At 62.1% G+C, this 23,489-nt stretch carries 28 protein-coding genes; 11 read left to right on the top strand and 17 right to left on the bottom strand.

Annotated features, from left to right (window positions below; translation table 11 throughout):
- Positions 1–12: 12 nt before the first annotated feature.
- The gene (locus PZL22_RS23115) at positions 13–600 is read left to right on the top strand and encodes a DUF1214 domain-containing protein (protein WP_003527372.1); all 588 of its coding nucleotides are present in this window, start codon (positions 13–15) and stop codon (positions 598–600) included.
- Complete coding sequence (locus PZL22_RS23110; RefSeq protein WP_003527373.1) at positions 593–1,138, top strand: DUF1254 domain-containing protein; 546 nt, start codon at positions 593–595, stop codon at positions 1,136–1,138. Before PZL22_RS23115 ends, PZL22_RS23110 begins: the two co-directional genes overlap by 8 nt.
- A gap of 107 nt (positions 1,139–1,245) precedes the next feature.
- Here the strand turns inward: PZL22_RS23110 and PZL22_RS23105 are convergent, their stop codons facing one another.
- From PZL22_RS23105 to PZL22_RS23095, 3 genes are all read right to left on the bottom strand, one after another.
- Positions 1,246–1,416: a hypothetical protein gene (locus tag PZL22_RS23105; protein ID WP_013844138.1), complete on the bottom strand. Its 171-nt coding sequence runs from the start codon at positions 1,414–1,416 to the stop codon at positions 1,246–1,248.
- 288 nt (positions 1,417–1,704) lie between these two features.
- Positions 1,705–1,989, bottom strand: coding sequence for a hypothetical protein (locus PZL22_RS23100; protein WP_003527375.1), 285 nt, complete (start codon positions 1,987–1,989; stop codon positions 1,705–1,707).
- Between the two features lie 155 nt (positions 1,990–2,144).
- On the bottom strand, positions 2,145–2,792 hold the full coding sequence (locus tag PZL22_RS23095; RefSeq protein WP_033048491.1) for an SH3 domain-containing protein: 648 nt from the start codon (positions 2,790–2,792) through the stop codon (positions 2,145–2,147).
- A 243-nt stretch (positions 2,793–3,035) separates the two neighbouring features.
- Between PZL22_RS23095 and PZL22_RS23090 the strand changes: the two genes are divergently transcribed.
- Positions 3,036–4,091 carry a DUF2336 domain-containing protein gene (locus PZL22_RS23090; protein WP_033048492.1) on the top strand — a complete coding sequence of 352 codons (1,056 nt, stop codon included), beginning with the start codon at positions 3,036–3,038 and terminating at the stop codon, positions 4,089–4,091.
- Between the two features lie 253 nt (positions 4,092–4,344).
- On the opposite strand, the gene PZL22_RS23085 is transcribed toward PZL22_RS23090, so the two are convergent.
- The 3 genes from PZL22_RS23085 to PZL22_RS23075 all read right to left on the bottom strand — a co-directional run bounded on the left by PZL22_RS23085 (position 4,345) and on the right by PZL22_RS23075 (position 7,275).
- On the bottom strand, positions 4,345–4,680 hold the full coding sequence (locus PZL22_RS23085) for a DUF1491 family protein (protein WP_003527378.1): 336 nt from the start codon (positions 4,678–4,680) through the stop codon (positions 4,345–4,347).
- Positions 4,681–4,766: 86 nt separating this feature from the next.
- Positions 4,767–5,726, bottom strand: coding sequence for a peptidoglycan-binding domain-containing protein (locus tag PZL22_RS23080; protein ID WP_003527379.1), 960 nt, complete (start codon positions 5,724–5,726; stop codon positions 4,767–4,769).
- Positions 5,698–7,275 (bottom strand): sensor histidine kinase, encoded by a 1,578-nt coding sequence (locus PZL22_RS23075; protein WP_284718572.1) that lies wholly within the window; start codon positions 7,273–7,275, stop codon positions 5,698–5,700. Before PZL22_RS23075 ends, PZL22_RS23080 begins: the two co-directional genes overlap by 29 nt.
- A gap of 514 nt (positions 7,276–7,789) precedes the next feature.
- Here PZL22_RS23075 and PZL22_RS23070 point away from each other — a divergent pair.
- Positions 7,790–8,227 (top strand): DUF5330 domain-containing protein, encoded by a 438-nt coding sequence (locus PZL22_RS23070; RefSeq protein ID WP_003527381.1) that lies wholly within the window; start codon positions 7,790–7,792, stop codon positions 8,225–8,227.
- 187 nt (positions 8,228–8,414) lie between these two features.
- Positions 8,415–8,837, top strand: coding sequence for a SufE family protein (locus PZL22_RS23065; protein ID WP_003527382.1), 423 nt, complete (start codon positions 8,415–8,417; stop codon positions 8,835–8,837).
- 203 nt (positions 8,838–9,040) lie between these two features.
- On the opposite strand, the gene mucR is transcribed toward PZL22_RS23065, so the two are convergent.
- From mucR to PZL22_RS23025, 8 genes are all read right to left on the bottom strand, one after another.
- Positions 9,041–9,472, bottom strand: a complete 432-nt coding sequence (gene mucR / locus PZL22_RS23060) for an exopolysaccharide biosynthesis transcriptional regulator MucR (protein WP_003527383.1) — start codon at positions 9,470–9,472, stop codon at positions 9,041–9,043.
- 405 nt (positions 9,473–9,877) lie between these two features.
- Positions 9,878–10,228: a monovalent cation/H(+) antiporter subunit G gene (gene mnhG / locus PZL22_RS23055; protein ID WP_003527385.1), complete on the bottom strand. Its 351-nt coding sequence runs from the start codon at positions 10,226–10,228 to the stop codon at positions 9,878–9,880.
- A complete protein-coding gene (locus tag PZL22_RS23050; RefSeq protein WP_003527387.1) occupies positions 10,228–10,599 on the bottom strand; it encodes a cation:proton antiporter in 372 nt (123 codons plus the stop codon). The genes mnhG and PZL22_RS23050 overlap by 1 nt, the downstream gene beginning before the upstream one ends.
- Positions 10,596–11,072: a Na+/H+ antiporter subunit E gene (locus PZL22_RS23045; protein ID WP_003527389.1), complete on the bottom strand. Its 477-nt coding sequence runs from the start codon at positions 11,070–11,072 to the stop codon at positions 10,596–10,598. The genes PZL22_RS23050 and PZL22_RS23045 overlap by 4 nt, the downstream gene beginning before the upstream one ends.
- Positions 11,069–12,634 carry a Na+/H+ antiporter subunit D gene (locus PZL22_RS23040; protein ID WP_003527391.1) on the bottom strand — a complete coding sequence of 522 codons (1,566 nt, stop codon included), beginning with the start codon at positions 12,632–12,634 and terminating at the stop codon, positions 11,069–11,071. Before PZL22_RS23040 ends, PZL22_RS23045 begins: the two co-directional genes overlap by 4 nt.
- Positions 12,635–12,640: 6 nt before the next feature.
- Complete coding sequence (locus PZL22_RS23035) at positions 12,641–13,018, bottom strand: Na+/H+ antiporter subunit C (protein ID WP_003527393.1); 378 nt, start codon at positions 13,016–13,018, stop codon at positions 12,641–12,643.
- The gene (locus PZL22_RS23030; protein WP_003527394.1) at positions 13,018–13,437 is read right to left on the bottom strand and encodes a Na(+)/H(+) antiporter subunit B; all 420 of its coding nucleotides are present in this window, start codon (positions 13,435–13,437) and stop codon (positions 13,018–13,020) included. The genes PZL22_RS23035 and PZL22_RS23030 overlap by 1 nt, the downstream gene beginning before the upstream one ends.
- Positions 13,434–15,809 carry a putative monovalent cation/H+ antiporter subunit A gene (locus tag PZL22_RS23025; RefSeq protein ID WP_003527395.1) on the bottom strand — a complete coding sequence of 792 codons (2,376 nt, stop codon included), beginning with the start codon at positions 15,807–15,809 and terminating at the stop codon, positions 13,434–13,436. Before PZL22_RS23025 ends, PZL22_RS23030 begins: the two co-directional genes overlap by 4 nt.
- Positions 15,810–16,061: 252 nt before the next feature.
- Between PZL22_RS23025 and msrB the strand changes: the two genes are divergently transcribed.
- Together msrB and PZL22_RS23015 are read left to right on the top strand one after the other, a co-directional pair.
- On the top strand, positions 16,062–16,469 hold the full coding sequence (gene msrB / locus PZL22_RS23020; RefSeq protein WP_003527396.1) for a peptide-methionine (R)-S-oxide reductase MsrB: 408 nt from the start codon (positions 16,062–16,064) through the stop codon (positions 16,467–16,469).
- A 196-nt stretch (positions 16,470–16,665) separates the two neighbouring features.
- Positions 16,666–17,163: a hypothetical protein gene (locus PZL22_RS23015; RefSeq protein ID WP_003527398.1), complete on the top strand. Its 498-nt coding sequence runs from the start codon at positions 16,666–16,668 to the stop codon at positions 17,161–17,163.
- Between the two features lie 281 nt (positions 17,164–17,444).
- Here PZL22_RS23015 and trhA read toward each other — a convergent pair whose 3' ends face one another.
- Entirely contained in the window at positions 17,445–18,107 is a 663-nt protein-coding gene (gene trhA / locus PZL22_RS23010) for a PAQR family membrane homeostasis protein TrhA (RefSeq protein WP_003527401.1), read from the bottom strand.
- A 62-nt stretch (positions 18,108–18,169) separates the two neighbouring features.
- Between trhA and PZL22_RS23005 the strand changes: the two genes are divergently transcribed.
- Positions 18,170–18,355, top strand: coding sequence for a hypothetical protein (locus PZL22_RS23005; protein WP_127508648.1), 186 nt, complete (start codon positions 18,170–18,172; stop codon positions 18,353–18,355).
- A gap of 22 nt (positions 18,356–18,377) precedes the next feature.
- Here PZL22_RS23005 and PZL22_RS23000 read toward each other — a convergent pair whose 3' ends face one another.
- Positions 18,378–18,722, bottom strand: a complete 345-nt coding sequence (locus tag PZL22_RS23000) for a TraR/DksA family transcriptional regulator (RefSeq protein ID WP_003527402.1) — start codon at positions 18,720–18,722, stop codon at positions 18,378–18,380.
- A gap of 60 nt (positions 18,723–18,782) precedes the next feature.
- Complete coding sequence (locus tag PZL22_RS22995) at positions 18,783–19,205, bottom strand: universal stress protein (RefSeq protein WP_003527403.1); 423 nt, start codon at positions 19,203–19,205, stop codon at positions 18,783–18,785.
- Between the two features lie 359 nt (positions 19,206–19,564).
- Between PZL22_RS22995 and PZL22_RS22990 the strand changes: the two genes are divergently transcribed.
- The 3 genes from PZL22_RS22990 to PZL22_RS22980 all read left to right on the top strand — a co-directional run bounded on the left by PZL22_RS22990 (position 19,565) and on the right by PZL22_RS22980 (position 23,290).
- Positions 19,565–20,455: a VOC family protein gene (locus PZL22_RS22990; protein WP_003527404.1), complete on the top strand. Its 891-nt coding sequence runs from the start codon at positions 19,565–19,567 to the stop codon at positions 20,453–20,455.
- Between the two features lie 186 nt (positions 20,456–20,641).
- On the top strand, positions 20,642–22,750 hold the full coding sequence (locus PZL22_RS22985; protein WP_003527405.1) for a S9 family peptidase: 2,109 nt from the start codon (positions 20,642–20,644) through the stop codon (positions 22,748–22,750).
- Positions 22,751–22,762: 12 nt separating this feature from the next.
- Positions 22,763–23,290, top strand: a complete 528-nt coding sequence (locus PZL22_RS22980) for a DUF1697 domain-containing protein (protein WP_003527406.1) — start codon at positions 22,763–22,765, stop codon at positions 23,288–23,290.
- The last annotated feature ends 199 nt before the right edge of the window (positions 23,291–23,489 follow it).

Here is a 23,489-nt window from a genome sequence, read left to right as displayed (position 1 = left end):
TAGAGCCGCCACTTGTTTCGAGTTCCCCTCCTTGTCGCTCTTGCCCTCATCGTCGCGTTCGGCGGCGGAATCGGGACGGCCGTGTGGGCGCTGAAGGCGACGGTCGGTTTCGGCTCGATCGCAATCGGTCCTTGGGTCGCTTTTCCCGAAGCGCAGACCGTCTCCGCCGATCCCTATGCCAAGGCGCACCGCGCCCGGGCCGGCGAATTGCTCTATGGCGGTGCCGAGGGACTGGCATTTACCGCGCTCACGGACGATACCGGTGCGCGCCTCTCGGCCGCCTGCTCCTATGACGTTTCAGGTATGACGCCGCCGGCGCGGTTCTGGACCCTTTATGCGGCGGCGGCGGACGGGACAGCGCTGATGCCGGGTGCGGAACTGCCCTCCGCAATCAATTCCTGGACCGTCCTGCGCGCCGAGGACAGCCGTTTCGTCATTCACGTTTCCCCCGCTGCCCAGCCCGATAACTGGCTCGCGATACGGCGGACGGGCAGCTTCGCGCTCGTGCTGACCCTTCTTGACACGCCAACGGCAGGTTCCTCCGGCCTGATCGACCTCGCAATGCCGAAGATCGTAAAGACCGGGTGCGGGCATGCGTAGCATCATCTTCGCCATTCTCGTCGGTCTCGTCGGAGCGGCGCTTCTTCATATCGTGATCATACTCGCCCTGCCCCAGTTCACCGGCCGCGATGCCTATACGCGCGTGCTCGGCCTGCTCGAAATGGACAGCTTCTTTCCGCTGACGGCCGAACCGGGACCGACAGGCCTGAACAACGCCGACCCCTTCCTGCGTACGGCCGTCTGCAGCTTCTCGGTGGCGGATGCTCCGGCCCGCTTCGTCGGGCGCGGCGACGTACCCTTCTGGTCGCTTGCGATCTTCGACAGCGGGTCGAACGAGGTCTTCAGCATGAACGACCAGACAGCCGTCAATGGCGATCTCGATCTCGTGGTCGCGACACCGATCCAGCTCGTCGAACTGCGCAAGTCGCCACCCGAAGCGCTGGCGCAATCGATCATGATCGAGATGAAGGACCAGGAAGGTTACGCGGTTCTTCGAGCCCTGGCACCTCTCGACAGCTTCGAGGACCTGGTCCGCACTTTCCTTGCGGAGTCGAGGTGCGAGCCCTTCCAGCGGTAGTGCGAAGGTAACGGCAATTGGGGGGAGACTGAAGTCGAGGTGGTCGAAGTTGCGCGGCGAACGACCGCACCGCCCGGACGGGCGCTGCCGGCGCTTTGCCCGCGAGTTTACTGCTTCTTGGCCTGGCGGCCAGCCGGGGCAGTCGGCTGCGGTCCGCGGCCGTCCAGCCTTTCATAACGGATTCCTGTGAAGAACAACACCTTGGCGCCGCCCTTCCCGACAGGACGCCGTCGAGGGCGTTTGACGATCCGGTCCTGCATTCTGATTACGTCTGCCATGCTCGTCTCCATAGTCTCACGAGACGGATGAACTACCGTACAGATTTCACCCTGCCCGTTTTCGGGCTGACGCATTTTCCGGGTTTCCGGACAGACGCGCCCTTCTCACTCACTCCTTCTTCCGGTCACCCGGATGTCGTCCGTTTCGGCATAAGAGGCGAGGCGATAATAGCCGCCTTGTGCCGATTGAGCCACAGCCTGGTTAACCATTTGTTAATCCAGACCATGACGCATTAACCTCGCGCAATCCTCAATCTTGGGGGATTTGCAAATCCGGCAGTCCGTCCGTCAGCGCCTTGCAATCAAACCGAAAAGGAAAGCTACGCCGGCGACCGTCAGCAGCGTCGAAATGGGTTCTTCCCGAACGCGCTCCCGGACGCGCTGCGTCATCAGTTCCGCTTCCCCCTGCACGACCGCCTTGGCTCCGGTGCCGATGGCCGAGACGGTCTCCGTCAGCCGCGCGATCTCTGCCTTCAGTTCCTGGACCTGGGATTCCAATTCGGCCTGTGCGCCGGACGTCCGCGTTTCGGCACCCGTCTCTGCGCCGACTGCCGCCAGATTCTTCTCCGCCATCTCTCCGCTCCTTGCCATTCCGGGATCACCCTTTGCGCGATTTCAACGCGTCGAGGCCGGATTGGTTCCCATGGAGGGACGACGCAAGGTCCAACGGCGGCAGGAAGGCCGGCGACGATCGCCGACCCTGGAGTGAAGCGACCGAATCGCAGCGCCTACTCTTCGCAGCGGAAATCGCCGGCATCGCATTCCACGATGGTCCTCTGACCGTCGTAAAGGCGCTCGCGACGCGACTGTTCCCGTTCAGCCCCCTCGATCCTGCGCCGCCAGCGGTCATCGTCACTGCCGCGCTCCGGTTCCCATTCGCGCCGCTCTCTCTCCCGGTCACGCTCCGAGTCTCGACGTTCCCGCACCTGGCGGCGTTCCCATTCGGGCCGGTCGCGTTCAAGCTCGCGATCCCAATCGCGGTCATGCCTCCAACGGTCGCGATCGCGATAGAAATCACGCCCGCGGTAGTTGCGATCCCAATAGCTGTCGAACTCGAAGACGACTGTCGGAATGCCGAGCGGACGGTAGTATTCCGGCTCCACATAGACCCGACTGCTGCGATAGGCGGCCTGCACATACCGGCCTGCCACCCATCCCCGCCCGCCGTAGAAAGAAATGTCGCACCAGGGGCTTTCAGACAGGCAGCCGTGGATTTCCAACGATTCGCCGACCGGAATGACCGTTACAGCCGGATAATATGTACTCGGTCCCGAGCGCATATTGACATTGGCAGTCGCAAAACCTTCGGCCGCCGATGCGGCCACGGGCATGAGCAGCAGCGCACAGGCAGCCGCCCGCAGAAACATTTTCTTCACAAATCAACTCCCACATGAGAGGCCGCAGCCCGACTCGCTTCCGGCGTTTGCCGTCGATCGGATCAAATGGGAGCGCTTGTGGACTTTTTATGGCTAAGGAACGCGGCCTTCCGCTGCAGGGGCGGCTCGTCACCAGAATGACGCAAGCCTGAATAAAGCCCCAACGTCCATAGTTAATGCTGCGCTAACGATTTCGATCTAGTTTTAGACACGTGTGTCGTTCCGAACCATCGGAATGCCGTCATGCTTTGCGTTTTAGGATATGTCGTGACAAACCGGTTTCGTGAGTTGGAACGGCCGCAGACGGGGCGGTTGAAGGACGTCGTGCTGATGGCGACCGTCACCGGCTTCGAGAGCCTTCGGATTCCAAGCCGGTCCGACATGAAGCAGTTTGCCGAACTGTTCGAGCCGCTCTTCCTCGGCTCCAGCAACGAGGCCCGCCGGCAGGCGGCGGCGGCGCTATCCCAATGCCCCCACGTGCCGGAGCCGGTGGCCCTGCTGATCGGCAGCATGCCCATTTCGATCGCCGCCGCCTTCCTCGCCCGTGCGACAGCGATTTCCGACGGCGTGCTCATTTCCATCATTCGCCAACAGGGGCCGGGCCACGCGAACGCCATTGCCCGTCGGGAGAACCTTTCGCCTTCGGTGATCGACGTGCTCGTCGAACATCATCAGTCCGCTCCCCTCCCCGCACGGCTTCACGACGGCGCCAGTCGCCCGGTGGCGAGCGATCCGCAGACGGCTGCCGCAGCCGCCGATCGCGAAGAAAAGCTGCGCGCGGAAATCAAGGCGCTGGCGCGCGTCGGAACACAGGAGAAGAACGGCACACTGCCGATCCAACCCATCAGCGAGCTGCATTGCGCGCTGCTCGTCCGTTTTGCGCGCAATGGCGAAACGGCGCTCTTCTCCACGGCCCTGGCAGACTCGCTCGGAGCAAGCCGCGCACTCACCGACCGTATATTGCTCGATGTTTCCGGCCAGCAACTCGCCGCGACGCTCGCAGCTCTCGCCTTCCCGGAGGACGAGGAAAGCCGCGTGCTCGAGGGGCTCTATCCCCACCTTTCCGAAAGAATCGGCGGCGGCAACCGCGCCGAAGCACTGATCCGAAGTCTCGACCGGCAGGCGAGCGGCGAACGGGTGGCGTCCTGGCTTCGCGCCGATGCAAACGGGGCGAAGCCCTCCCGGCATGAGAGCCTGCTTGCGGAAAATCGAGCCGCAGACCCGCGCCGGCACGAGGCGCAAACGGTTGCGCGTCAAAGCAAGGCCGTCGAACCAAAGCGGGGCTTCGGCCAGCACTAGATCACGATGATTTTAGCTAGGTCGGGTCGACCTAAAATCATGAACGTGATCGATTCTAATGGGATAGAGCGGGATGCTGTGCTCGTCACAGGGATCCAGCCAGACCAAGTCCTTCGGCTGAAAGAACGCTTCCCGCGCCGCAGACGCGGCGCTGCCCTCATCTCTGTGACAAGCACAGAGATGAGGGCGAGGAGAAGCGCCATCATCCATCTCGCAGCAGCCGTCATAAACTCCAGATGAATCTCAACAGGCCTTAGACCAGATCGAACAGGTCGCTGCAGTCGTCGAGTTCCAACTCTACGATCCAGCAGTCCGGGTCGAAGCGGATTTCCGAGGAAAGCGCCCGTTCGACGGCTTCGGCTTCGACGCCCCGCAATCGCACCTCGAAGCGGCGCGACGTATCTCCTTCCTCATCGAAGAAATTCTGCGGCGCCGGCGCGTAAAGCGTCTCGTAGCCCGATCGTCCGCGCTGCCGGATGAAGATCGCGCCGGCGTCCTCCGCTCCCTTGCGCAGCACGGCCGCATACCCGCCGCGTCCAAAGGCGTTCCGCAAAAGCGAGGAGACGAAAATGTGGGACTTCAGGCGCATGCAAAGCTGATACACGCGCCACCGGCGAGATGCAAACGGAGCGACCGACCGCCAGTGGTGCGCAACTGCTCCTCTTGCTCTGGCCGTCAGAGCGCTCCGATTTCCTTAAGCTTCTTGAGAACCTTGGGGTTGGGCTCTCCGGTCTGAGGAAGACGATAGTGTTTTTCGAAGTGACGGATGGCTGCGCGCGTCTGATCGCCGGCAACGCCGTCTACAACGACATCCGCATAGGCGAGATTGCTCAGCCCCTTCTGGATGTTCATCACCATTTCGCTCGACACGGGAACCTCCGTGCGAGGGTCGAGCGCGTTGCCCTTCTCGGCGCTGCGGATGGCAGCGGCAACCGGATCCGCCTCGGCCGGGACAGTCTTCGGGTCGGAATAGGGCCGGTTGGCGGGCGTCGCAACGGCCGGCGGGGAGCCGCCGGCGTTGCGCAGTGCCTGAAGCAGATCGGCACTCGGCGCACCGGTCTCCATACGGCCGGCCTGCTTTTCGAAGCGGAGGATCGCCGCCGAGGTCTTCGGACCGCTTCGGCCGTCCGGCGCTCCTTCGTAGAAGCCGAGCCTTGCCAGTTCCTTCTGGATGTCCGCAACCAGCGTCGAGACCGTGCTACCGTGCGCATCTGCTTCTGGTACGTCCTGCGCCGGAAGCGACGCGTGCCGTTCGTTGGATCCGGCCGTTGCCGCATCGCCTGCTTTCGCGTCCCCCTCCCGCTCTATGACAAAGGTGGTAACATCGCGCTGCTCGACCGGCTCGCCTTTGGCGGCCGCAAGGCGCTCGGCCACTTCGGGACTGACGAGGGGCACGCGGGTACGCAGAAGCGGCGAGGGATGAGTACCGTTCTGGTACCACATGGCGTTTGCGGCGACGAAACTGAAGACGACGGCAAAGATCGCCGACCCGCCGGCGCTCACCGGATGACGCGAAATCAGGCGACCGGTGAGCACGAGGCCACGGCCGACGACAGCGAGTCCGCGCAAGGCAAGACCCGCTCCGCGCCGCGCCGCCCGCTTGCGCTCAGGCTGTTTTCGCTTGCGCGGCGCCATGTCCCCCTTCCCTGCCAATTTCTCCGGTGCGGAGAGCCTCGGACAGCGCCGGCACTCCGGCTTCCCTCTTTCCGTCTGCGTGCTGCTTCAATCGCGGCGGGAACTCCACTGTGACGGGCGCATCCGCGCACTGCCTTTCGGCCGCGCCGGAGGGGTCGCCGGGAATGGTTACGACGATCACGGTACCCTCCCCTTCGGCGCTGCGGATCGAAACGTCGCCGCCATGCAGTTCAGCAAGTCCCTTGACCAGCGACAGGCCGAGACCGGTACCCTCGTAGCGGCGGGTATAGTCATTCTGAATCTGGACGAAAGGTTGGCCGAGCATTTGCAGCTTGTCCGCGGCAATACCGATTCCGGTGTCGCTGACCGTTAGCTTCAGCATGTTGCCTTCCAGCGCGGCATCCACCGTGACAAGCCCGCCGCGGTCGGTAAACTTGATGGCATTGCCGATGAGATTGATGAGGATTTGCTGGAAGGCGCGCTGGTCTGCATTGATTTCGCCGACCGAACGGGTAACGCGGCTCGTCAGCCGCACGCCTTTTTCGCGCGCCTGGTGCGACAGCATGGCCTCGCAGGCGGCGATCGCCTCGGCGACACGGAACGGTTCGAGGAGAAGCTCGTAACGGCCCGCTTCGATCTTGCTCATATCGAGCATCGTGTTGACGACCGAGAGAAGATGCGTGCCGGACTGATGGATCAGCGACACGTATTCGCGTTGGCGATCGTTTTCGAGCTTTCCGAAATATTCGCCCGCAAGCACGTCCGAAAAGCCGAGGATGGCATTGAGCGGCGTGCGCAATTCATGGCTGACGGCGGCAAGGAACCGCGTTTTGGCATCGTTGGCCGACTCGGCATGTGCTGCCTTGGCCGCCGCCTCTGCCTGCAAACGCGCCTCTTCGGAGACATCGCGAGACTGTGCGACAATCGCAAGGAGATTTCCTTCAGCGTCTCGAAGCGGCGTCATCTCGCAGTAGATATGTGCGAATTGAGGGCCATCCGCCGACGTCCGTTCGAGACGGATGTCCACGGCAGAACGCTCGCTGTCCAGGCGCAGCGAATCGATCGCTCTTAGGAAGGCGATGCGATCCGACACATGGATCTGCTCGATGAAGCCGCGCCCATGCGGATCGCGCATCAGTTTCAGATACTCACTCGCATCGCGCCCGTGGACGGACAGGACGTGGCCCCGGGTATCGTGGACGGTCACCAAACCTGCAAAGAGATCATAGGCCGCATTGAGATCGGGCAGTTCCGGTGCAGGCGCGAATTCCACCTCGCCGTCCGTCGGGAATTCGCGGCCGCCGGCAATGGCTGCAGCCGCGGCCAGCAGGGACGCCGAGGCCCAAAGCGCCGCTCCTGCCGGCAGGGCGGCGGATACGGGCAATGCCAGCGTCAGCGCGAGAGGGACGATCGGCAGCGCGGTCAAGGATACGGCAGCGACGGCACGCAGGCGTCTGAAGTCGTGACGCGCAATAGCTGAGCCCAGGCCGCCGCGCGGCAGCCAAGGTGCGGCCGCTTCATCCACGAGGGATGTCCATCTGCCAGCCATGTCACGCAATAAATTCACGCCTTGCCCTGCCGAATTTGTCGTTCTTGCGAGGCATTTCCGGACCGTTCCGCATCGTCGCGGACGACCGCCTCGTGATGACCCGAATCTCGCACCCCCGACTTAATGAAAGAATAAACGGCCGCTCTCCGGGGGCGCCCCGGGCGGCCGAAAATTCCCGATTTGAGGCAATCCGCGCGAGCATCGTCAGATGTGGTTAACGGTGCGTAAGCAGCGGATTTTCGTGGATTTTTCGGTTCGCGTTAACGATTTGGGCAGGCATCGCCACTACCCGGCGCCGGGAACGCGGGGCTTGAGGCCGAGACCCCCGCCACGAGCGTTAACGACGATCGCTAAAATGCAGGGAAAAGCGGCTGCACGAATATGCCAGTCATGAATTTCAATAAAATTTGAAGCAAATACCGTTGTTTCTGGAAAAGTGGCCTTGTGATTCCCGCGCTAGTTTCGAAGCGTAAACACCACGGCCGCAGCCGAAGGCAAAAGAGGATGGCGCAAGATGTGGTTTCTCGTTAAGGCGACGTTCTGGTTCTCGCTGGTGCTGGTGCTGCTGCCATTTCTCGATCCGTCGAGCAGCGAGAAGCTCGAGCATGGCCCGAAGATGGAGATCGGCGGCACCTTCTCTGCCGCGAACGAAGCCATCCAATACATAAGCGCCATCTGCGTAGAGAAGCCGGACGTCTGCGAAAAGGGTGCGGAGACTTTCGTCGCCCTCGGACATCGCGCGCGCGAAGGCGCTCGGATCGCCTATGAGTTTCTCAACACCCAGTTCGCGGAAGGCGATGCCGCCGCTCCCGACGTCAAGGTCATGACCGGTACCGTCACACCGGCAGAAAGTGTCCCTTCGGCGGAGGCGACGGAGAAGGCCGAACCGGCCTTCAAGCGTATGCCGGTTCCGGAACACCGCCTCGATCCCGGTCCGGCTTCCGGGAAGTAACTCCTGCCGCGACGAAGGCAGACCGATCGTTCGGGCGTGGCAGCGCGGGGAAACGCGATTGCCTGTTCTCTTTGCGGCCCGCGTCTCCTATATGAAGGTGAGATAACGATGCGCCCGAAAGGCGGTTGAAGCAGTCGCCTTTCACGCGGACTGTGCTACGCAGCGGGCGCCGAAAGCCGGACATAGCATGACTTCACTTGACCAGATCATCGACGACTTTGCATTTCTCGACGAATGGGAAGATCGCTACCGCTATGTGATCGAACTTGGCAAAAACCTGCCCGAGATGCCGGAAGTCTCGAGGACGAGCGAGAATAAGGTTCAAGGCTGTGCCAGCCAGGTCTGGCTCGTGACCCATGCGACCGGCGATGCTGAAGACCCGCTCCTCACCTTCGAGGGAGAATCGGATGCGCATATCGTGCGCGGCCTCGTGGCGATCGTCCTCGCGATCTTCTCCGGTAAGCGTGCTTCGGAAATTACCAGAATCGACGCTCTCGATATCTTCGGCAAGATCGGCCTCATCGAACATCTTTCCTCGCAACGCGCGAACGGCCTGCGCTCGATGATCCGGCGTATCAAGAGCGAAGCCGAAGGGCGCCTGCCCGCCTGACCGGCAAAGAGTTAGAGCACTTCGAGGAAAGGTGCGTAACGGTTTTCCGTCCGGAAGTGCGTAGCCTCGAAGGGTTAGAGTGTGTCAGTGTTTCAATGAAATACTGAACGTCGAAAAAAAAGCCGGCCTGAACCGGCCGGCTTTTATGACACAACTCAGGTGTTCGCTTGCGCGTTCCCGACGGCCCAGTGGGGCCGCCCGGATCACTTGCCGCGACGCTTCCGACGCTGTCCGAGACCCATTTCCTTGGCGAGCCGCGAGCGCGCTTCCGCGTAGGCCGGTGCGACCATCGGATAATCCGCAGGCAAATCCCACTTGTCGCGGTATTCTTCCGGCGAAAGGTTGTGGTGCGTCATCAGATGCCGCTTCAACGACTTGAAGGTGCCGCCGCATTCGAGACATGTGATCTGGTCGTCCTGCACCGACTTTCGGACCGAAACCGCAGGCTTCGGCTTTTCCACCGGGACGACCACCGGCGCAGGAGCCGTGGTGTTGTTGAGAGCCGAATGCACGTCGGCTATGAGCGTCGGCAGCTCGGCAACCGGAACCACGTGGTTGCTTACATAGGCGGCAACGATCTCCGCCGTAAGCTCAACCAGGAGTTCATTGCTCGTACCGAGCGAAGTCTCTGTCATTTCTTTCTCCTATCGGAATCCAGCGACGAAACCTGAAACAGAGTTTCAGGGGGAGGATGTACAAAATGCCGTCGATTAGCGCTTGCCGCCTCGGAACCGACCGCTATCTCCCGATGGAGACTGCGGTTCTGCCGCGACATCAAGGCTCGAATTGCGAGAGGGAAGATCCGTCACCAAGGCGCCAAAGCGGCCGACACCTCAAAGCAACGGACAAGCATCACAACTCAGGCTGGAATTTCAGTTCAAAGTATTTTCCACAACGACACTTTGCATTTACTGCATTAACACTGATCCGCCAAAAGTCCAAACATAAATTTAACGGCATGCAGCAACTTTATTCCGAGTTGCTAAAATTGTCACGCTCGGCAAAATTGTCCTCAAATACAGAGTCAGAAATGCTGCCGGTCAATGCCGGCGCGCCTCTTCCTTATGGGGAAGCTGATCTATCACGGATCGTTTTGACATCCTGTAGCCCGCTTGATGCGCGGCTTTTGCCAATAAATGGGCCGAGATCGGTGCCGTCAGCACGAAGAAGACAAATCCCGCAAGTGCGCGCACGAAGACGGCGGCGTCCAGCGAATGCAGCCCGGCCGCAAAGAGCAGCAGACCCGAACCGACGGTACCGGCTTTCGAGGCCGCGTGCATGCGGGTGTAAAGGTCGGGGAAGCGGACGAGGCCAACCGCGGCAAGCAGCGAGAAGCAGGCGCCGACAACCATGATCAGCGCAACGACGTAGGCAATGATTTGCAGAGCCATCAACGCGCTCCCTTGCGTTTGCGGCGCCCGGCCTGGCTCGCGCGCGGCTTTGCCTGAGGGATCTCCGTTGCGCCTGGCGTCCTGCGCTCCGGCGAGAGGCCGCGCGCCAGGATGAAGCGGGCGAAAGCGACAGTCGCAAGAAAGCCGACGAGCCCGAGGGCGATCGCGATATCGATGTAGAGATAGAATCCGGTCCTTACGGCGATCACCGCGATCAGGCCGATCGCAATCGCCACCAGCATATCGAGGCCCAGCACCCGGTCCGGAAGCGTCGGCCCGCGAATGATGCGCAGCACCGTCAACAGCAGCGCGAGCGAGAGAAGCACGAGCGCCACGCCGGAGGCCGCGCTCAGGACTGCAGCGGGCGTCATCGTTCGAAGGCCTCCCGAATTCGACGTTCGAAGCCGCCCGCGATGTCTCGCCGTAGCGCTCCCGGATCGGCGCAATCGAGCGCATGGACGTAGAGGGTCTTGCGATCGTCGGAGACATCCACCGACAGCGTACCCGGCGTAAGTGTGATCAGATTGGCGAGCAGCGTTATCTCGAAGTCGCTCCTGAGCGCGAGCGGATAGGCAAAAATGCCGGGCTTCAGGGCCATGTTCGAGCGGAGAACCAGAACCGCGACCTTCGTTGCGGAAATGGCGAGCTCCTTGAAAAACAACGATGCGAGCAACAGGAGCCGCAACGGTCTCAGCGGGTAAGCCACGGGGCGCAGCTCACGCCGGATCAACCAGAGCGACAAGGCGCCGGCTGCGAAGCCCAGCAGGAGGTTCGCGGGCGTGAAGCTGGCGCTGATTGCCCCCCAGATGAGCGTAAAGACCAGGTTGGTCAGCAGGAATTTCATTGCGGACCTCCTGCGGGAAAGACTGAATTCAGGTAAGCGGACGGCTCTGCAAGACCGGCGGCGGCGCTCTGGATCATCGCGAGCAGCGGTTCGGGATAGAGGCCGAGCGCAAGCGCCAGAAGCGTAAGCGCTGCAAGCGGACCCAGGGCCGCCGCGGACAGGCGGGCGGGGCCGTCCGCCGCCTCGGGGATTGCGCTGTCTCGCCAATAGGCCAGGAGGAAAAGGCGGCCGGTGGCAATCATGGTGAAGAAGCCGACGAGAAGAAGCGCGGCGGCAAGCCACCAGGCGCCGATATCGATGGCCGCCTTCACCAGCATGACCTTCGGCCAGAAGCCGGAAAAGGGCGGCAGGCCCGAAACGGCGAAGCACAGCATCAAGGTCAGCGCCGCAAACCCCGCATGCTTGCGGTAAAGACCCGCGAGCGTTGCGATCGAGCTGTCTGCACCGAGGCGCATGGCGATCCCAGAGGCGAAATAAAGGCCCGTCATCACCAGCATCGAATGAAGCGCGTAGAAAATCGCGCCGCCAATGCCGCCCGGTCCGCCGATGGCTATGCCTGCGAGCATCGAGCCGATGCCCGAAACGACGAGGTATCCGAGAATGCGACGAAAATCCGTTTGCGCGAGCGCACCGAGAACGCCGACCATCATCGTCAGCGCACCGACGAGCGCCAGGACGAAGCTCAATTCCTCCCTCTCGATCGGGAAGAGCATGACCGTGACCCGGATCAACGCATAAATACCGACCTTGGTGAGCAGGCCGGCAAAAAGCGCCGACACGACGACGCGAGGGGTATGATAGGAAGCAGGCAGCCAGAAGTTCAAAGGAAACGCGGCCGCTTTCATGCCGAAGGCAAGAACATAGAGTCCGACCAAAGTCATCAACGGCGCATTGACCCGCAGTTCGTCGGCCTTGCGCGCGATGTCGGCCATGTTGAGCGTGCCGAACACGGCGTAGAGGAAGCCGGTAGCGACGAGGAACAGCGTCGTTGCGACCAGGTTCAAAAAGCCGTACTTCACCGTCCCGTCGATCTGCCCGCGCTCGGAGCCGAGGACCAGTAGCCCGAAGGACGAAATCAGCAGGACCTCGAACCAGACATAGAGGTTGAAGATATCCCCCGTGAGGAAGGCTCCCGAAACGCCGGCCATCAGCAGCATCAGCAGCGGATAGAAACCATAGCGCCGGCCGCTGTCGTTGATATCGGCCAGCGAAAAGATGCCGGCGGCAAGAGCGACCAAGGCCGCCACCAGGGCAAAGAGCGCACCGGTCAGGTCGACCGTGAAGGCGATACCGAACGGCGGCAGCCAGCGACCCATCACCATGGTCGTCGGCCCATTTCTTGCGACGTGATCTAGCAGCGCCACGTCGATCAGCACCAGCACGGCCAGGCTCGCAAGCGCTATTGCGGGCTGGAGGCCGGCCCAGCGACGAAGCATCACGAGGAGCGCACCGACGGCCAGACACCAGGCGACGGGCAGAACGACGAGCCATTCGACGGCCGGCGCCGGGGCCAGCATCAGGGCTGCGGAAAGGTCGACGGGGACGGGGGTGGAAACGGCCATGGTGCGTCAGTATCCCAGCGGCGGTGCCGGCTCGTTCACCGGTTCCGCAACACGCATCTCGTCCGTGTTGTCTGTCGCGAGGTCTTCATAGGCGCGCCAGGCGAGAACGAGGAGAAAGGCGAAGAAGGAGAAGGAAATCACGATGGCGGTCAGGATGAGCGCCTGCGGCAAGGCATTGGCCGCCGGACCGGAAAGCACATCGGCGCCCTCCGCTATGACCGGCGGTACGTCGCGCGTCAGACGGCCGCCGGTGAAGATCAGAAGGTTCACCGCATTTCCCAGGATCGCCACGCCCAGGAGGACGCGGATGATGGATTTCGACAGAAGCAAGTAAATGGCGACGGTGAAGAAGAAAGTGACCAGCAGCGAAAACCAGGTCTCCATCAGGCGCCCCCCCTTTCTTCAAGCGACAGCGCGATCGAACTGATGGCACCGACGACGACCAGGTAGACCCCCGTATCGAACAGCATGACGGTGGAGAGCGGAACCTCGACGCCGAGAAAGGAGGGATATATCCAAAGCCCGGTCATGAACGGCACCCGCGCGAAAAATGACACCAGTCCGGCCACGGTCGCGGCGAAAAGGCCGGCGCCGGCGATAGCCATGGGGTGGAAGAATATCGCCCGCCGCACCGTCTCCACGCCATGGGCGATGCCGTAGATCGCCAGCGCCGAAACGGCGATCAACCCGCCTATGAAGCCGCCTCCGGGCTCGTTGTGGCCGCGCAGCAGCACGAAGATCGAAAAGAGCATCATCAATCCGGCGAGGAAGGGCGCAACGGTCCGAAAAATGATCGACTTCATACCGGCTCCTTCGTGTTCGCATCAGCGGCCGCGATCTCGCGCGTTTCGCCGCGTCTCAACGATCCCGCCCGCAACCGCACGAGGGAAAGGATGGACAGGCCCGCAACCAGCACGACGGCAATTTCGCCAAGCGTATCCGTGCCTCGGAAGTCGACGATGATGACGTTGACCACGTTCGCGCCGTGCGCGATCGATTTCGAATAGAGGTTGAAGAAGTCCGTCAGCGTCGCATCGAACGGCACGCCGGTAACCCGGAGAAGGAAAAGGCCGAATCCGATTCCGCAGGCGAGCGCGATCGTGAAGTCGGGAAGCTTCTGCCTGAGTGGTCGGTGATCCGAGGGAGACAGCCGCAGCCGGGTCATCACCAGTGCCAGCACGACGACGGACAGCGTCTCTATCATGAACTGGGTGAAGGCGAGATCCGGAGCGCCGTAAAGCAGGAAGAGCATCGCGACGGCGAAGCCCTGAATTCCGAGCGAGACGATCGCCGTCAGCCGGTCCGCGGCCAGCACCACGGCGAAGAGGCCAAGCACGGCGATCGCCATGATCGCGAATTCGTGCAGCGGAACGTCGCCCGGAAAGAAAGGTGCGCGCGGGAATTCGCCGTAGCGCAGCGGCAATGCGAGCATGACGGCGGCGACGAGCAGGAAGGTCACGGTCATGTAGTTATCGAGACGGCCGCCCTGCAATCGGCGGGTCGCGGCGACCGCAAACCGCACGAGGCCGCGTATGAACTGGTCGAAGCCTCGATCCGGTCCCCAGCCGATATCGGCAAGGATCACCGCCATGGCTGCGCGCAGCCGCGTCAGATTGAGGAACAGAACGACGCCGACCGCCAGCGTCACGACGGAGAGCAACAGCGGCACGCCGATATGCGGTGCGAGAGAAATCGTCACGGTTCTCGGTTCGCCGGCAACGGCCGAGGCCATGGGCGAGGTCACGAACCGATGAACAAGGCCCGACATCAGCGCGATGGAAAGGCCCTTCGCAGCCAGGATTGCCGGGCCGATCCAGAGGAGCACCGGTGCCTCGTGGGCATGCCTCGGCGTATCGACCTTCGGGCCCATAAACGGTTTTAGAGCGATCGCGAAGCCGACGGCGAACATCAGGCCGTTGCCGAGGATGGTCAATGCCGCGAAGACCATGGACCGGCGGTCGAAACCGGAGAGTGCGGCGTAGATTTCCTCTTTTGCAAGGAACCCGAAAAAGGGCGGCAGGCCGCCCATCGACAGGGCCGCCGCAAGAGCTATGGCGAAGGTCAGAGGCATCGCCCTGCGCAGGCCGCCGAGCTTCGTCAGATCGCGCGTACCGGTTTCATGATCGATGATGCCGGCCACCATGAACAGCGCCCCCTTGAACAGGGCATGCGCCACCAAGTAAAGCACTGCGGCTTCGATGGCGTAGGGCAGGCCGAGGCCGGTCAGCATGACCAGAAGACCGAGCGACGACATGGTCGTATAGGCCAGCATCATCTTCAGGTCCGTCTGGCGCACTGCCAGGGCGGCTCCGGCGACGAGCGTCGTCACGCCGAAGAGCGGCAGCAGAACCTGCCACTCCGTCGTACCGCCGAGCACCGGGTTGAGCCGCATCAGAAGATAGACCCCCGCCTTCACCATCGTCGCCGAGTGCAGATAGGCCGAAACGGGCGTCGGCGCTTCCATGGCGTTCGGCAGCCAGAAGTGAAACGGAAACTGTGCCGACTTGGTGAATGCGCCGCCGAGGACGAGGAGCAGCGCCGCGAGATAGAAAGGGCTTTGCTTCAGTTCGTCGCCGAAGGACAGGAGCAGCGAAAATTGCGTGACGCCGCTGACGTTCCACAGGATGAGGAGCCCGGCGAGCAAGGCAAGCCCGCCTCCCCCCGTCACGACCAGGGCCTGCAAAGCCGCGCGGCGCGCCGCCTCGCGGGTGTGATCGAAGCCGATCAGCAGGAACGAAGTGATCGACGTCAGCTCCCAGAAGACGAAGAGCATCAGGAAGCTGTCCGAGACGACGAGCCCCTGCATCGAGCCCATGAACATCAGGATGAACGAAAAGAAGCGGCCCTGGTCGGGATGCCCCTTCAGATATCCGCCCGAATAGAGGACGATCAGTGTCCCGATGCCCGAAATCAGAAGCGCGAAGGTCAGTGACAGGCCGTCGATCAGCCAGGAGAAGCTGACGTTGAAGGACGGTATCCAGATATAGCCGCCGGTAACGATCTCGCCAGCGGCGACTTCCGGAATGAAACCTGCGAGATGCATGAAGATGGCGAGTGGCGCAAGCGCCAGCAGCCAGGCGGCATTCCCGCCGAGAAGCCGGGTCAGGGCCGGTGCGACGACGGCCGCGGCAAAGGGAAGACCGAGGGCCAGGAATGTCAGGGCCGCGGCATCCATCGTATCGACACGCTCCTTCTCATTGATCTTTCAGTCAAGCTTTAACCGGACATAGAAGAAGGGCGGGCCTGCCTCAAGGGAAATCGGCCGCGGTGTGAGGTTATGCCACGTTTATACTATGTAGAGGGCAGCGGCTTCGCCCCGACCCTGATCAGGATCCTGTCCAGGACGCGGAGCTCCCGACATTGACCCCCATTTGTGCCCGAGCGGATGCCATCCTATATATTCGCTGCAATCGAAAGGAGCGCAGCCATGCCCGAAAACCGGATGCCGAAGATTACGAAGACGAACGAGGAGTGGCGGGCAGCGCTGACGCCCGAGCAGTACCGCGTCACACGCGAGCATGGCACCGAACGTCCCTTCACCGGCCCCTTCCTCGACAATAAAAGGCATGGCACCTACAAATGCGTCTGTTGCGGCCGCGCGCTGTTCCGCTCGGACACCAAGTTCGATTCCGGCTGCGGCTGGCCCAGTTATTTCGCCCCGGTCGATCCGGACGCGATCGCTGAATATGTGGACCGCTCGCACCTCATGGTCAGGACGGAGATTCGCTGTGCCGATTGTGACGCCCATCTCGGCCATGTCTTCCCCGACGGGCCTCCTCCGACGGGCCTGCGCTATTGCCTCAACGGCACCGCGATGACATTCGAGGAAGATTGACCATAAGGGACTGTTCCGGCGGCACTTTCCAGCGCATGCGTGTTGTCTATCGCATGCCCTTAAACCCGGAACGATTTGAAGATAAGATGATGCAGCAGTTCAAAGCCGTTGCGGCGGCCCTCGCGCGTGCAGGAAGAAAACGCGCGGTGCGTTGAGAAGAACCGGCAGGTCGAACGAAGCCGAGAGGACGCCACGAATGCGCCGTGCCTTTATCGCATTTCTGCTCCTCGTGACGCTTGCCTCGCCCTCTGTCGCCGAGGACGACTGGCACCCTTACGCCAATCCCCGCTTCGGCTACACGGTCGACATCCCGCCCGGATTCGAGATGGGCCTTGAGGCCGATAACGGCGACGGCGTCAGATTTCATGCCGATGACAATGGCGCGACGCTCATGGTGTTCGGCACTCATCCGCCGGATGGCGACTTCGAAACCGACGTCGCCGAAAGGATCGGCTACGAGAAGCAGGCCGACTGGCGAATCATCTTTTCGCGCGTCACGCCCGCCTGGGCAAGCTTTTCCGGCGCGCGCGAGAGCGACGTTTTCTATACGCGGGCGATTGCGCTCTGCGACGGCAGCGCCGCCTATTTCAGGCTGCAATATCGGAAGAGCAACCTGACCAGTTTCGATGGCGTCATCTCGCGCATGGCCTCGGCACTCAGGCCGTCGGAAGAATGTCAGCCTGCAGCAGACTGAAGCTGCAGCTTTGAATCTGGCTAAGGCCTGTTGAGATTCGGGATACCCGCCGCAGCCTGTTTGATTACCTCATCCCTGTGCTCGTCACAGGGATCCAGCCAGACCAAGTCGTTGGGCTGAAACAACGCTTCCCGCGCCGCAGACGCGGCGCTGCTCTCATCTCTGTGACAAGCACAGAGATGAGGAAGAGGAGAGATTGCAATCCGGTGATAGGCTTCCTGGGCCAGCCAGAGCCAGATCATCCGCGCCGACAGCTCGACCCGACCTAAAAACATCGTGATCTAAGATACAGCGGCGCTGCTGATGCAGGTCAAGACTGCGGAATAGTGCACAGCCGCTCCCGTGACGACGAAGCCGTGCCAGATGGCGTTCTGGAAGCGAAGACGCTCCCAGACATGGAAGATGACCCCGACCGAATAGATGACGCCACCGATGACGATCAGGGTGAGCGTCGTCGCGCTCAAGGCGGTAAAGAGGGATTTCGCGGCGAGCAGCCCGCTCCAGCCCATTGCGAGATAAAGCAGGATCGCCAGCCGATCGAAGCGCCCGGGCAGGAGGCACTTCATGGCGATGCCGGCGGCTGCGATAAGCCAGATGGCGACCAGCATCGAGAAGAGGAACGGATCATCCCAGCCGCGCTGCAGGAAAGGCGTGTAGGTTGCAGCGATCAGCACGAAGATCCCGGAGTGGTCCAGCCGACGCAGGAACCACTTGGCCCGGCCGACCGGAAAGAGATTGTAGACGAATGAAATCGACAGGGCGGCGATGAGCCCGCCGCCATAGATCGAAGCCGCGGCCAATTGCCCGGACGTGCTCCAGACGGTGGCGTAAAAGATCAGGGCGGTAACACCGACGAGCGCCGCCGAAAGGCCGATCCCGTGGACGATTGCGTCGGCGATCATCTCCGATCGGTCGTAGTCCCATTTGACGCCGGCAACCTTCACGCGGCCCCTCCCGCTCCGCTCCCGATATCCGTCTGCAGCCTGCAGCAGCAACGAAATACCTCATGACCGATTACAGCGGATTCGAACAGTTCGAAACGCCGCACAGGATCACCATGGTTTCGGTTCATCCTGCCACAGAGCAGCGACACGGCAAAGCACCAGGATCGGGCGAAAGGATCAACTTTTGCAACGCATTACAACAAATACCGCACCTTGCGCGGGAGCGTGCAGCAAACGGCTTTCGCTGAAGCAGATGGGAGCTTTGGGTGGTTATCTCCCCCCGGTCGCGATCTCGGCGGCGCAGGTCTGACAGAGCGGCGCATGCGGCACGGCGCGCAACCTTTCCGGGGATATGGCGTCGCCGCAACGGACGCAAATGCCGAAGGTTCCTGCTTCGATGCGGTTGAGCGCAGCGTCGATCGCGCGAATTTCGCCCTGGCCCGCCAATCCGAGTCCTTCCAGGACCTCGTCGCTCTCCCGTTCCGTTACGCGATCCGGCACATCGGCATTCATCGGCTGCTCGAGGTCTTCCTCTATCTGCACCAGCCGGCCATGAAGTTCGCGTTTGCGGCGCAAAAGCTGTTCGCGAAAGTCGTCAAGCGCATACTTATCCATTGCGTGACTCCTTCGGATCGCGGCGCAGGCGGCCTGCACCGCTCCCTTCTATTCCCAGTATTACCGGTCGACGAGAACCGCGCAGGGGCAATGGCTGACGACACGGCTGGCGGTCGACCCGATGAAATAATCGATCAGCCCCGGGCGGTGGGACGCGATGATCACCAGGTCGGCATTCTCTTCCTCGGCGAGGGCGTTGATGCTGCCGGCAGCTCCGCCGGTGCGGATTTCGACGCGCCCGTTGATGCCATGCTTGGTCTTCAGCGCTTCCAGGGTCTTGACCGCGTGCTTGCGCGATTCCTCGATCATCTCCAGCGGAAAATCGACGATCATGTAACCTTGTGCATAGGCGTTGAGATCCTCGACGACGTTGAGCAGAATAATCTCTCCCCCCTCATCGATCAGTTTCTCGGCGATGCCAAGGACGGACTCGCCGTGCTCCAGCTGATCCATGGCGATCGGCACGATGATCTTCTTGTACATGCTGCTGCGTCCTTTTCCTATGTTACCACGTCGCGCGCCGAATGCGACGCTGATCCCTCAGCTTGGCCGGTCATCCGGCCCCACCTCCCGTCACAGACGGAAACCACATCACGCACCCCGTCCTGCGCCGGACCGACATCGAACGGTGGCGGCTGTACGGGCCTTGACTTGGATCAAAGTGACCGCCCCTCTGCTCCCACCGTTAAAGGTAGCGCGGCCGTGACGACTGTCAACGTTCATCGAACACAACATCAAGTAATATAAGAGCTTTCGCGAACCTGTTCACGTGCTCATATTGAATTGGGCAGCAGATCACAGTCTCGGGCGTCGCCCTCCCGCTGTCCGAAAAGGCGAATAGGATGAAGGACACCTCACAACCGAAGCCGCAGGCCAGCGTTCCCGCCGATCACGCGACGGCGATGCCCGCTTATGTCGATCGGTCGCATCTTGTCGTCAGCGACCTGGAGACGGTCTCGTCCTGGTACCAGCGGATAATCGGTCTGTCGCCGATCGAGGCGAACATAAGCGGCGTGACGCTCGGCGTCGCCGGAAGACCGCTCCTGACGTTGACGAGCGACGGCAATGCCGTAAGGGCTCCGCGAAACGCACCCGGTCTCTTCCATCACGCATTTCTGGTTCCGGACCGCACCGAGCTCGGACGCTGGCTCGTGCATGCCGCCGAGAACGGGGTGCAGTTGCAGGGAGCCTCCGATCACCTCGTCAGCGAAGCGATCTACCTCGCCGATCCGGAGGGTAACGGAATCGAGATCTACCGCGATCGACCGCGCGAGGAATGGAACTACGGAGCGGACGGCATGGTGGCAATGAACACGCTGCCGCTCGATTTGCAGGCACTCTACGAGGAGGTGCCGAAAAACGGCTGGGACGGCCTGCCGGCCGGCACCACGATCGGTCACATTCACCTTCAGGTCTCGGATATCCCGCAGGCGGACGCTTTTTTCTGCGATGCCCTGGGGCTCGACCTCATGGCGCGTTATCCTGGAGCCAGCTTCTTCGCGACGGGCAAGTACCATCACCACGTGGCGGCCAATATCTGGAATTCGCGCGGGGCGCCGAAACGTCAGGGCAACATGACCGGTCTCGCCGACTATACGATCCGCTTCCGGGAGCCGGCGGCCCTCGCCGCCGCGATCCGGAAGCTCGACGCGCTAGAAATAGCCGTGGACAGGCAGGGCGACGCGCATAGCCTCACCGACCCGTGGGGCATCGGCCTCAAACTCGCCGCCTAGACGGCTCGGCAGCCCTTTCCGCTTGATCGCCGCGCTGGTGCCCTCTATCTCATTGTCTCCCCCATACGGCGCCGCACGTCTCGTCAGACGCGAGGTTGCTGTAGCGCTTTAATCTGCTGCGTGTTCTCCCCTTGAATCGGTAGGATTCCAGAAGACATGCAGCAGGACCGATCCCGGAGACATGCCTTGTCCGTATTCAAGAACCTGCCCGCCGCGCCCGTCGCCCCGAAAAAGCCGGTAACGGATACCCGCCACGGCATGACCCGCACCGACGATTACGCCTGGTTGAGGGCCGAAAACTGGCAGGCCATGTTCAAGGATCCGTCGATCCTGGATCCCGAGATCCGCCGCCATCTGGAGGCGGAGAATACCTATATGAACGCCGCGATGGCGGACACGAAGGACCTGCAGAAGACGCTGTTTGCCGAAATGCGCGGCCGGATCAAGGAAGACGATTCATCGGTTCCGATGAAGGATGGCCCTTTTGCCTATGGGACGTCTTACGTCACCGGCGGCGAGCATCCGCGCTATTTCCGTATCCCCCGCGAGGGTGCAGCGGGCGACGAGACGATCCGCCGGGTGCTGCTCGACGGCGACAGGGAGGCTGAAGGAAAGGCCTATTTCCGTATCGCCGGACTTGACCATTCGAGCGATCATTCACGCGGAATCTGGGGGTACGACGACAAGGGCTCGGAATATTTCACGCTGAAGGTGCGCGACCTTTCGACCGGCGAGGACCTCGAGGACCTGCTCGAAAATACGGGTGGCGGCGGCGCCTGGGCGCCGGACGGCAAGAGCTTCTTCTATACCGTGCTCGACGAGAACCACCGGCCATCGAAGATCTTCCACCACGTCATCGGCACGCCGCAGTCGGAAGACCGGCTGGTTTATGAGGAGCCCGATGCCGGCTTCTTCATGTCCGTCGGCGGTTCGCTCCTCGATGATTTCATCTATATCGACATACATGACCACGAGACGAGCGAATACCGGCTCATCCCGACCAGGGACCTTGCCGCGGAGCCAAGGATCGTGGCGGTGCGCGTAACCGGCCTTGAATATTCCATGACCGAGGGCGGCGACGTCTTCTACATTCTCACCAATGCCGACGGCGCCAAGGATTTCAAGATCATGGAAGCGCCGGTGGAAGCGCCGCAGAAGGAAAACTGGCGCGAGGTCGTGCCGCACAAGCCGGGAACGCTGATCCTCAGCCATATGGCCTATGCCCGCCATCTGGTCTGGCTGCAGCGCCGCAACGGCCTGCCGGAAATCGTCATCCGCGACCGCCGAACCGGCGAGGAACACGCCATCGCATTCGCCGAGGAGGCCTATTCTCTGGGGCTTTCCGGTGCGGCCGAATACGACACCGACATCATCCGTTTCTCCTATTCGTCGATGACGACGCCTTCGCAGCTTTTCGACTACGACATGCAGACGCGCAAGCGCACGCTGCTCAAGACGCAGGAAGTCCCCTCCGGCCACGATCCGGACGACTATGTGACCCGCCGGGTCTTCGCTCCGGCGCACGATGGCGAGCAGGTGCCGGTCACCCTGCTCTATCGCAAGGACACACCGCTCGACGGATCCGCCCCTTGCCTGCTCTACGGCTACGGTGCCTATGGCATCACCATTCCCGCCAGCTTCAACACCAATTGCCTGTCGCTCGTCGACCGCGGCTTCGTCTACGCGATCGCCCATATCCGCGGCGGCAAGGACAAGGGCTTCCACTGGTACGAAGACGGCAAGATGGCGAAGAAGACCAATACGTTCAAAGACTTCATCGCAGCCGCCGACTATTTGAATCAGGAAAAGTTCACCTCCTACGCGAACATCGTCGCCGAGGGCGGCTCGGCCGGAGGCATGCTGATGGGCGCCATCGCCAATATGGCGCCTGAGAAGTTCCGCGGCATCATCGCCGCGGTGCCCTTCGTCGACGTGCTCAGCACGATGCTGGACGACACGCTGCCGCTGACACCCCCGGAATGGCCTGAATGGGGCAATCCGATCGACAGCCCGGAGTTCTACGACATCATCGCGAGCTACTCGCCCTACGACAATGTCGGTGCCAGGCCGTATCCCGCCATTCTGGCGCTCGGAGGCCTGACCGATCCGCGCGTCACCTATTGGGAACCGGCGAAATGGGTGGCAAAGCTGCGCGAGGAGACGACCGGCAGCGAACCCATCCTGCTCAAGACCAACATGGACGCGGGCCACGGCGGCGCTTCCGGCCGCTTTCAGCGGCTGGAGGAGATCGCCTTCGAATATGCCTTCGCCATCAAGGTCGCAGGCAGGATGTAAGGGGCGGAGCCGGTGCCGGTCTATGTAGCACTGCTCAGGGCCGTCAATGTGGGCGGCACCGGCAAGCTGGCGATGGCGGACCTCAAGGCCGTCTGCGACGAGCTCGGCTTCGCGGGCGCCAAGACCTTTATCCAGAGCGGCAACGTCGTCTTTCGCTCTGACCTGCCTGAGCCCGCAGTGCAGGCGAAACTCGAACAGGCGCTGGCGGCGAAAATGGGCAAGGCACCGGGAGTCTTGCTCCGCAGCCGCCGCCAACTGGACGACATCGCGGCCAGGGCGGAGCGGTTTCTCGATGCCAAGCGGAACTTGCTGCTGATCACCTTCCTGCCGGAGCCGCCTCCCGCCGACGCGCTCGACAAGCTGGTGGCACCTGATGGAGAAGAGGTGCGGATCGACGGGCGCGAAATCTATGTCCACTATCCGAATGGATCCGGTCGATCGAAGCTGAAGCTTCCGGCGCTCAGACCCGGCACGGCGCGCAATCTCAACACGATACGCAAGCTGGCGGAAATGGCAGCCGCGATGGAAGACGGTGCCTGACGTTACAGCGAGACGCCACATCGCTGCGATCTGTGAGGCCTGCCTGCCACGAGCGGCACTCAGTGCCTGATCGCGAGGGTCCCTTCGCACGAATGAGCGAGGGCCCCTGTTTAGGCATCGGGGCCGAAACCTCGCGAAAAGGGCTGGGCTCGTGTAGACTTGCTGCGAAAGGGCGGCCGACTTCCGGCGTGCCGCTGTA

Origin of the sequence: Ensifer meliloti, from assembly GCF_030064585.1 — a bacterium.
GTDB classification, from domain to species: domain Bacteria; phylum Pseudomonadota; class Alphaproteobacteria; order Rhizobiales; family Rhizobiaceae; genus Sinorhizobium; species Sinorhizobium meliloti.
Note: the sequence above shows the minus strand (reverse complement) of the source record. Positions and strands in the feature narration are given on the sequence as shown.

Excerpts from the sequence above, each read along its gene's own strand:
- PZL22_RS22990 (WP_003527404.1), top strand. The coding sequence starts at position 19,565 with ATGAAGGACACCTCACAACCGAAGCCGCAGGCCAGCGTTCCCGCCGAT.
- PZL22_RS23110 (WP_003527373.1), top strand. The coding sequence starts at position 593 with ATGCGTAGCATCATCTTCGCCATTCTCGTCGGTCTCGTCGGAGCGGCG.
- PZL22_RS23035 (WP_003527393.1), bottom strand. The coding sequence starts at position 13,018 with ATGGAGACCTGGTTTTCGCTGCTGGTCACTTTCTTCTTCACCGTCGCC.
- PZL22_RS23040 (WP_003527391.1), bottom strand. The coding sequence starts at position 12,634 with ATGGCCGTTTCCACCCCCGTCCCCGTCGACCTTTCCGCAGCCCTGATG.
- PZL22_RS23030 (WP_003527394.1), bottom strand. The coding sequence starts at position 13,437 with ATGAAGTCGATCATTTTTCGGACCGTTGCGCCCTTCCTCGCCGGATTG.
- PZL22_RS23080 (WP_003527379.1), bottom strand. The coding sequence starts at position 5,726 with ATGGCGCCGCGCAAGCGAAAACAGCCTGAGCGCAAGCGGGCGGCGCGG.
- PZL22_RS23065 (WP_003527382.1), top strand. The coding sequence starts at position 8,415 with ATGACTTCACTTGACCAGATCATCGACGACTTTGCATTTCTCGACGAA.
- PZL22_RS23070 (WP_003527381.1), top strand. The coding sequence starts at position 7,790 with ATGTGGTTTCTCGTTAAGGCGACGTTCTGGTTCTCGCTGGTGCTGGTG.
- PZL22_RS23050 (WP_003527387.1), bottom strand. The coding sequence starts at position 10,599 with ATGACGCCCGCTGCAGTCCTGAGCGCGGCCTCCGGCGTGGCGCTCGTG.
- PZL22_RS23045 (WP_003527389.1), bottom strand. The coding sequence starts at position 11,072 with ATGAAATTCCTGCTGACCAACCTGGTCTTTACGCTCATCTGGGGGGCA.
- mnhG (WP_003527385.1), bottom strand. The coding sequence starts at position 10,228 with ATGGCTCTGCAAATCATTGCCTACGTCGTTGCGCTGATCATGGTTGTC.
- PZL22_RS23005 (WP_127508648.1), top strand. The coding sequence starts at position 18,170 with ATGACCGATTACAGCGGATTCGAACAGTTCGAAACGCCGCACAGGATC.
- msrB (WP_003527396.1), top strand. The coding sequence starts at position 16,062 with ATGCCCGAAAACCGGATGCCGAAGATTACGAAGACGAACGAGGAGTGG.
- PZL22_RS22995 (WP_003527403.1), bottom strand. The coding sequence starts at position 19,205 with ATGTACAAGAAGATCATCGTGCCGATCGCCATGGATCAGCTGGAGCAC.
- PZL22_RS23015 (WP_003527398.1), top strand. The coding sequence starts at position 16,666 with ATGCGCCGTGCCTTTATCGCATTTCTGCTCCTCGTGACGCTTGCCTCG.
- PZL22_RS23000 (WP_003527402.1), bottom strand. The coding sequence starts at position 18,722 with ATGGATAAGTATGCGCTTGACGACTTTCGCGAACAGCTTTTGCGCCGC.
- PZL22_RS23075 (WP_284718572.1), bottom strand. The coding sequence starts at position 7,275 with ATGGCTGGCAGATGGACATCCCTCGTGGATGAAGCGGCCGCACCTTGG.
- PZL22_RS23085 (WP_003527378.1), bottom strand. The coding sequence starts at position 4,680 with ATGCGCCTGAAGTCCCACATTTTCGTCTCCTCGCTTTTGCGGAACGCC.
- PZL22_RS23025 (WP_003527395.1), bottom strand. The coding sequence starts at position 15,809 with ATGGATGCCGCGGCCCTGACATTCCTGGCCCTCGGTCTTCCCTTTGCC.
- PZL22_RS23105 (WP_013844138.1), bottom strand. The coding sequence starts at position 1,416 with ATGGCAGACGTAATCAGAATGCAGGACCGGATCGTCAAACGCCCTCGA.
- PZL22_RS23090 (WP_033048492.1), top strand. The coding sequence starts at position 3,036 with ATGCTTTGCGTTTTAGGATATGTCGTGACAAACCGGTTTCGTGAGTTG.
- PZL22_RS23100 (WP_003527375.1), bottom strand. The coding sequence starts at position 1,989 with ATGGCGGAGAAGAATCTGGCGGCAGTCGGCGCAGAGACGGGTGCCGAA.
- mucR (WP_003527383.1), bottom strand. The coding sequence starts at position 9,472 with ATGACAGAGACTTCGCTCGGTACGAGCAATGAACTCCTGGTTGAGCTT.